General features: G+C 32.4%; 4 protein-coding genes and 1 pseudogene. 2 read left to right on the top strand and 3 right to left on the bottom strand.

Features of this window, described 5'->3' with window-relative positions; translation table 11 throughout:
- Positions 1–152, top strand: a pseudogene (locus CIW83_RS21570) (MOSC domain-containing protein); the annotation flags it as partial.
- A gap of 99 nt (positions 153–251) precedes the next feature.
- On the opposite strand, the gene mnmA reads toward CIW83_RS21570, so the two are convergent.
- Positions 252–1,379 carry a tRNA 2-thiouridine(34) synthase MnmA gene (gene mnmA / locus CIW83_RS21565; RefSeq protein ID WP_094904487.1) on the bottom strand — a complete coding sequence of 376 codons (1,128 nt, stop codon included), beginning with the start codon at positions 1,377–1,379 and terminating at the stop codon, positions 252–254.
- 347 nt (positions 1,380–1,726) lie between these two features.
- Between mnmA and CIW83_RS21560 the strand changes: the two genes are divergently transcribed.
- Positions 1,727–2,449 carry a GntR family transcriptional regulator gene (locus CIW83_RS21560; RefSeq protein WP_094904486.1) on the top strand — a complete coding sequence of 241 codons (723 nt, stop codon included), beginning with the start codon at positions 1,727–1,729 and terminating at the stop codon, positions 2,447–2,449.
- Between the two features lie 141 nt (positions 2,450–2,590).
- Here the strand turns inward: CIW83_RS21560 and CIW83_RS21555 are convergent, their stop codons facing one another.
- Positions 2,591–3,427 (bottom strand): histidine biosynthesis protein, encoded by an 837-nt coding sequence (locus CIW83_RS21555; protein WP_094904485.1) that lies wholly within the window; start codon positions 3,425–3,427, stop codon positions 2,591–2,593.
- Between the two features lie 2 nt (positions 3,428–3,429).
- Entirely contained in the window at positions 3,430–5,004 is a 1,575-nt protein-coding gene (locus tag CIW83_RS21550; protein WP_094904484.1) for a PTS sugar transporter, read from the bottom strand.
- Between the last annotated feature and the right edge of the window lie 332 nt (positions 5,005–5,336).

The raw sequence follows: 5,336 nt of genomic DNA, 5'->3' as shown, positions 1-5,336 counted from the left end.
TCCAAGAAGTAACCCAAATAGGTAAGGAATGTCATACGGGATGTGCAATATCTCAGAAGGTTGGCAAATGTGTAATGCCAAAGGAAGGAATATTTACTAAGGTTCTAAAAGGTGGAATCATAAAAGAGGGAGATAAAATAGAGATTATATAAGATGTTTTTTTAGAAGAATGCAGAAGAAAAATAGTGTCTATATTTTTAACTGAAAAGCATAAAAAATATGGACACTATTATATAGTTAAATTAAGAGAGCTATAAGTCCTCTTCAATAGTTTTATTTAAATACAAGTATTTTTTATCCAATGGTTCGATAGATTCTATGATACAAGATCCAAGACATACTTCATCCTGATATAATACTGCTGCTTGACCTGGTGTTACTGCTTTTACAGGATTATCATATTTTATATGGAGTTTTCCATTTTCAAGTACATCTACGGTTACAGGTATATCAGATTGTCTATATCTAAACTTAGCTGTACATCTTAATGGCATGCTTGGGGACTTTTCTAGTATCCAAGAAGGCAATTCTCCAATTAATGAAGTAGAATAAAGTGCTGGATTATTTTCTCCTTGAGCTACATATAGTATATTTTCTTTTATATTTTTTCCAGCTACAAACCAAGGTTCTCCTGTACCTACTCCACCAATTCCTATTCCTTTTCGTTGTCCTAGCGTATAATGAATAAGTCCACTGTGTCTACCCACTTTATTTCCTTTTATATCTATAATATCTCCTTCTTTTGCTAAGAGATATTTATCTAAGAATTCATCAAAATCTCTTTCGCCTATAAAACAAATACCAGTAGAATCTTTCTTTTTAGCAGTATATAGATTATGTTTTTCTGCTAATTCCCTAACTTCCTTTTTTTCCAAATGACCTATAGGGAATAATGTCTTAGAAAGAGCTTTTTGTCCTATTCTTGATAAAAAATAAGTTTGGTCTTTATTATTATCTTTTCCTCTGATGAGGTAATAGCCATCATTTCTTTCTTCTACTTGGGCATAATGTCCCATAGCTATATAATCTCCTTCTAAGTTCAAAGCATAATCTAAAAAGGCATTAAATTTTATCTCTTGGTTACACATAACATCTGGGTTGGGGGTTCTTCCTTTTTTATATTCATCTAAGAAATAAATAAATACCCTATCCCAATACTCTTTTTCAAAGTTTATAGTATAGAAGGGAATATCTAATTGATCAGCCACTGCTCTAGCATCATCGGCATCTGCAGTTGCTGTACATACACCATATTCATCTTTTTCATTCCAATTTTTCATAAAAAGTCCAATTACATCATATCCTGCTTCTTTTAAGAGTAATGCAGAAACAGATGAATCAACTCCTCCGCTCATACCTAATATTACTTTTTTTGCCATAGCTTTCTCCTTTTTAAACAAATCTTATTACACTTTCATATAAGTATTATATCATAGTATTTTCTGTTTTTCTTATATTTATAATTTTAAAAATATGATATTCCCATGTTCTATTGTAATATTTAACTTTAAAGTAAAAAATAAGTATAGAAGGAGATACTCTTTGAGAGTGTATAATATGTGATATTATTCAAATTAATAATTTGATAAGGAGGAAAGGTGTACTATAATGTTGACAGATGAGTACAATTATTGACAAACTGTGCTATAATGATATTGTATAGTCCGCTGGTATGTTTAAAATACTGAGTGGATTATTTTATTAACGGATAAGGTGGGTGTGAATATTGATAACGAAAAAAGATTTCCTATACATACAGCTATATAATAAATTTAAGGAAAACATTGATAATAATATATGGGAAGAAGGTATGCAGTTACCACCAGAATACCAGCTTATGGAAGATTACAAGGTAAGCAGAGATACTATTAGAAAGTCATTGCAAAGATTAGCCCAAGAAGGCTATGTTTATAGGCAAGCAGGAAAAGGAACCTTTGTAAATAGCCATAAATCCAGATATAAACTTACTTCTCTGGAGAGCTTTTCAGAACAGATGAGATATATGGGTTTAATTCCATCTAGCGAGATATTAAATCTTAGTCTTGAGATGCCTAATAATAGAGTTAAGGATTACCTTGAAATATTAGATGATGAAAAGGTTTATAGAATAGAACGATTAAGATTGGCTAATAATGAGCCAATGTGTTATGAGATAGCTTATGTATCTGAGAGATTATGTCCAGATTTAGATAAGTTAGTTAATAGTGATACATCTTTATATAAAATATATGAAGAACATTATAATTTGAAATTGGATTATGGAAATATGTACTTGGAAGCTGAAGGATGTCCCAAAGAATATAGCCACCACTTAAAGATAAATAAAGGTTCTCCGATATTGAAAATGAAATGTGTTGTATATACTGATAATAAGAAACCTTTATATTTTGTTGAGAGCTATTATATAGGAACAAGATATATGTTTTTTGCAAGTATGCCGAGAATATAAAAGGAGATTTTATCAAAGCATCATAGAATAGTGTTTCATGAAGTTTATTTAAGGACAAGTTCCTATTAAGATAGAATAGTACTTTTTCATGGGAAATCAAAATAGATAGTATAAATTTATACTATCTATTTTGATTACTTATTATTTAATAAACTTTTTAACCACGTCTTGGGTTGCTCTTCTTGCTGCATCGTCAATTGCAGTACCCACTACTAAAATATTAACACCTGTATCTGAAAATGCTTTGAAATTATTTAGATTTATCCCACCCTCTGCAAGTGTAGGAACCTTCACTGATTCTATTAAAGCATGAAGTCTTTCTTTGACAACTGGATGAATTTCACCTGCATCTGCACCTTCATAACTCATACCAGTCATAAGACCTATGAGGTCAACTCCTATATTTTCCATATCCTTAGCAACTTTAGCCACTTCTTCAGGAGTTCTGGCAGGTAATCCAAAAGTATGAAGATCATCAGGGTGTGCAATATAAGCATCCACGAGCAGACCATATTTATGAGCTTTATTTACTACCTCTTCTAAATCCTTCAAACTAGATTTGTGAATATGAAGTCCGTCTGCTCCTACTTTAGACAAGTTTATGAAAATCTCGTCTGATATTTCTACTGGCACTAATTCATGGAATCCACCCGGTATCCCCACAGTTATAAATATATCTTGACCTACTACATTTCTTATACCTTCAGTAACTTTAATCATTTCAATAATTGGTAACTCATGACGGATCTGTTCTGCATCATGCATGTTTGTAACACCTTTAAAGCCTCTTGCCAGAGCTACTGCCGGATGATTTGGTTCTATTAATTTTACTCCTGCATCGACTACTGCTTTTGCAAGTCTTGCATCATCTCCGGTTATTCCTGTGCTTAATATTGTAGTTCCTCCATGCAATTTTATTGCATCTAAGACCTTATTTAGAGCTCTTCTTCTTTTACTTTCCATATCTGATGTAAACATTATTATGCCTCCCTATTGATTTTTGACTTATTAACCTTATTAGCTATTACTGTTATTATAAAAGCTGAAACTAATCCTACTAACATACTAACTAAGAATCCAAATGGATTATCTGATAATGCAGGTGCAGTAATTGAGGGTACATAAGCTGTACCATGAACATTAAATATACCTACGAATATACCTGATAATGCTGCCGATATCATCGCACCTACAAATACTAGTTTATCTGAAAACATAAAAGGATATGCGGCTTCAACAAATGTACCGAATGCCACATTAATAAAAAAACCAGGTGCTGCAATAGCCGCTTCGGATTTTTGTTTCGGAAATAAAATATTTGCTAAAGTAATACCTGCTGAAACCATTACTAAACCTGTCATATCAACAGCTCCTAAAAAGCTTGCTCCAGTTGTTTCCATTTCTAATAAAACTATTGGTAATATTGCTGCATGATATACTCCTCCTATTATTGCAGGCCAAATTAGTAACCCAGCTAATCCACCAGCTAAAATTGGGCTAAAGTTTACTGCAGTTTCAATTACTGATCTTATTCCATCACCCAACATTAAAGTAATTGGGGATATTAAGAAATAAACTATTAATCCAGCAATTAGACCAGATAATCCTCCAGAAACTATATTAGCTGTTGTTCCAGGGAAATTCCAGCCTAGAGCAAGTCTAATTAAATAAATAGCAAGAATACCAGCTAAGATACCACCTATCAGACCTCCGATTAGTCCGCCCTTTGAGGAGAGCATACCAGCGACTACCCCAGCAACTATTCCAACTTCATCAAGTCCGGATACTTGTTTTGCTGCAATAGCTGCTACTATGACAGGTAATCCTTGAATTAAAATATTAAATACATCTTCTAGGCTGCTGAATGCTGGAACCTTACTTAACGCAAGAACTAATGCCATTGCAATAAATCCAGGTAGTGCGGACATCATTATTCCCCTAAAGCTAATCCTTTGGAGTATATTATCATCTGTAGAACTATCACCACCGCCTGATGAGCTTCCTATAGTTGGTTTATACTTAATCCCCCAATATTTACTCAATGCTTGTACAGAAGCTACAGCTCTAGTTCTATTGGTTGTACCAGTAGTGCCAGAAGTTGCAATTACATTTCCGCCTAAGGATTGTATAGTGGCCATAGATGTACCACCAGTACCTACTATAGGGATATTTTTATCTGTTGCCGCTTTAATAGAATGTTTATTTGTATTCTTTGGATCAGAACTCATTAAAATTAAACCATCTATTTTCCCGTCATTAATCTTTTCAGCTATAGCTATATCTTTTTCTTCAGACATAGTATTAATCTCTGAAAGAGATTTTTCCTCAGAGAAAGCTATTTTATTTTGGATAGAATCCCAAGTATATAGCCTAGTAGGGGTGTCCTTGCTTACATTATCCATTGAAGCCTTAGCTCCAATAAATTGAATTTCTTCTACTTCAATACCTGCTGATTTACATTGTGTTTCAATTTCGCCAAGTAGTTTGAGAGGTTCTTTTCCTCCCAAGTTATAAAGATTTCCTCCGCTACTGCCTAGAATGGCAATTTTTTTCATAATATTCCCTCCTCCTATGGTTGTACGTACATCTATAATAATACAAATGTACGTACAATTCAATAGTTTTTAACAATATTAATAGAAAGTGTTGATTTTACTCATATTATCGTATTCGTAAATTTCACTGGATTTTGGAGTTGAAGTGGTTTCCATATATAGTCATATTATGTCTATATTTTGTTTTTTATATAAAAAAAGTGTATAATGTAGTTATATATTAACTAAAAATAAAAACTATTTATAATAATATTAGAATTCAAAGAGCTTTGGTATATGACAGAAGTCTTGGAATGATATAAGTTTATTAATATATGGGAATTAACACTAAA

Source organism: Tissierella sp. P1 (assembly GCF_002266425.1).
In the GTDB taxonomy this organism is placed as follows: Bacteria; Bacillota; Clostridia; order Tissierellales; family Tissierellaceae; genus Tissierella; species Tissierella carlieri.
This window is presented reverse-complemented; position numbering and strand designations above follow the sequence as displayed.

Bases quoted from the DNA above. Each gene is read 5' to 3' on its own strand.
- mnmA (WP_094904487.1), bottom strand. From the start codon at position 1,379: ATGGCAAAAAAAGTAATATTAGGTATGAGCGGAGGAGTTGATTCATCT.
- CIW83_RS21555 (WP_094904485.1), bottom strand. From the start codon at position 3,427: ATGTTTACATCAGATATGGAAAGTAAAAGAAGAAGAGCTCTAAATAAG.
- CIW83_RS21550 (WP_094904484.1), bottom strand. From the start codon at position 5,004: ATGAAAAAAATTGCCATTCTAGGCAGTAGCGGAGGAAATCTTTATAAC.